This window comes from Butyricicoccus sp. AM27-36 (genome assembly GCF_003480945.1).
Taxonomy (GTDB): domain Bacteria; phylum Bacillota; class Clostridia; order Oscillospirales; family Butyricicoccaceae; genus Agathobaculum; species Agathobaculum butyriciproducens.
This window is the reverse complement of record NZ_QUJR01000038.1, coordinates 1-1,520: the sequence shown is the minus strand read 5'-3', so window position 1 is coordinate 1,520 and position 1,520 is coordinate 1. Positions and strand designations below refer to the sequence as shown.

The following is a 1,520-nucleotide window of genomic DNA, read 5'->3' as shown; positions in this document are numbered from 1 at the left end:
AAGAATTTCTCGCTGCGGCCGCGCTCGATCTCCGCGATGCGCTTCACCGTTTCTCTCGCGCTTTCGTTGGTGAAGTAAACGCCGGTCTGGTACTGGCTGCCCCGGTCGTTGCCCTGCCGGTTTTGTACCGTGGGGTCGATGACATAGAAGTACGCCATCAGCAGCGCGTCGAGGCTCACCTGCTCGGGGTCGTATTCCACCCGCACAGTCTCCCGAAAGCCGGTCTCTCCCTTGCAGACGGTCTTGTAATCGGCGTCCGCCTCGCAGATGCCGTTGGCGTAGCCGCTCTCGGCGTCGATGACGCCGGGGATGGACTGCATCAGCTGTTCCATGCCCCAGAAGCAGCCGCCCGCCAGATAGATGACATTGTCTGTGGTATCCATATAGGTGATCTCCTCATCGGACCGGTCAAAAGCCGCTCCGTCCATGTTTGTTTCCTGTCCGCTCTTTTCCTTCGGCACAGTCTGCCGCCCGGCGGCGCAGCCGCTGAGCAGCAGCACTGCTGCGAAAAGCAGTGCCAATAAGCTTCGATACATCGCGTTTCCTCCTTTCAGGGGAATCCGGGCTCACTCCGCCCTGTCACAGTCCTGTCTCTTGCCGCGACCGGGCCGCAGGACGGTATACAGCAGCGACCCAAGGACGCAGCCGAAGCCGGTGGAGAGCCACGGGCTGGACGTAACGGCACAGGTGCCGGTGGTGCAACCTACATAGCGGTAATACAGCTACCCTCCGGCACTGCCCACCAGGGGCAGGGCAATGGTGCACAGAATGCTCGTCAGCCTACAGCTCTTTTACCATAATAAAGAGAATGGGTTAAAATCTTTGTTAAGAATGGGGATTTAATGGAAATATATCTTGAATTCGCCGAGAATAAAGCGATTGGGGCAAAAAGGCCAATGTCACTTAGTTAGCAAGTGACATTGGGCGCAACGCCGGGACAGCTATGAATTCGACATTCCATTCTCCCGCCAGCAGCTTGCGGATTATCTCGGCGTGGAGCGCAGTGGACTGTCGCTGGAGCTTGGAAAAATGCGGGATGAGGGCCTGCTTGACTTTCATAAAAGCCACTTTCTTCTCAAAACGCCGGATGCGGACAGACTCCTTCCTTCTATGCGTTAAGGAGTCCCGATTTCGGGCGTATTGGAAAGTGCGGATACACCGGGCAGAATGTTGGGCTTTTACAGAAGGAGAGCGCAACTACGAACCTGCAGAGATTGACAAGGTGGCGTCAGCTCGTACAATCTGATTTGATCATACCCACAGCCGCTTTGGCTGTGGGTATTTTCTGTTTGAACTTCAAAAGCTTTGCAGAACACAAGGAGCCTAATGCCAAATTCAGCATGTCACCAACTATGAGAAAAACATCTTTTAGAGGAAGGTCAAAAGGTTCGACAGGGAAGATGAACAGTGTCCTTTTGCGATGCCGCTTCCGAAAGGTTGCGGCTTCGCCCCTTAACGAAGACTTTAAGTTAAATCTGTTATACTGCTGCAGTCCCCTCAAAAATACAGACAGGAGAAAA

General features: G+C 54.1%; 3 protein-coding genes. 1 reads left to right on the top strand and 2 read right to left on the bottom strand.

Features of this window, described 5'->3' with window-relative positions; all coding sequences use genetic code 11:
• A partial coding sequence (gene msrA / locus DW724_RS15375; RefSeq protein WP_118762053.1) for a peptide-methionine (S)-S-oxide reductase MsrA occupies window positions 1-536 on the bottom strand: 536 nt, incomplete at its 3' end.
• Window positions 537-954: 418 nt separating this feature from the next.
• Between msrA and DW724_RS15365 the strand changes: the two genes are divergently transcribed.
• The gene (locus DW724_RS15365; protein ID WP_118762052.1) at window positions 955-1,119 is read left to right on the top strand and encodes a helix-turn-helix domain-containing protein; all 165 of its coding nucleotides are present in this window, start codon (window positions 955-957) and stop codon (window positions 1,117-1,119) included.
• Window positions 1,120-1,228: 109 nt separating this feature from the next.
• On the opposite strand, the gene DW724_RS15900 is transcribed toward DW724_RS15365, so the two are convergent.
• On the bottom strand, window positions 1,229-1,520 hold a 292-nt coding region (locus DW724_RS15900), incomplete at its 5' end, for a hypothetical protein (protein ID WP_207665668.1).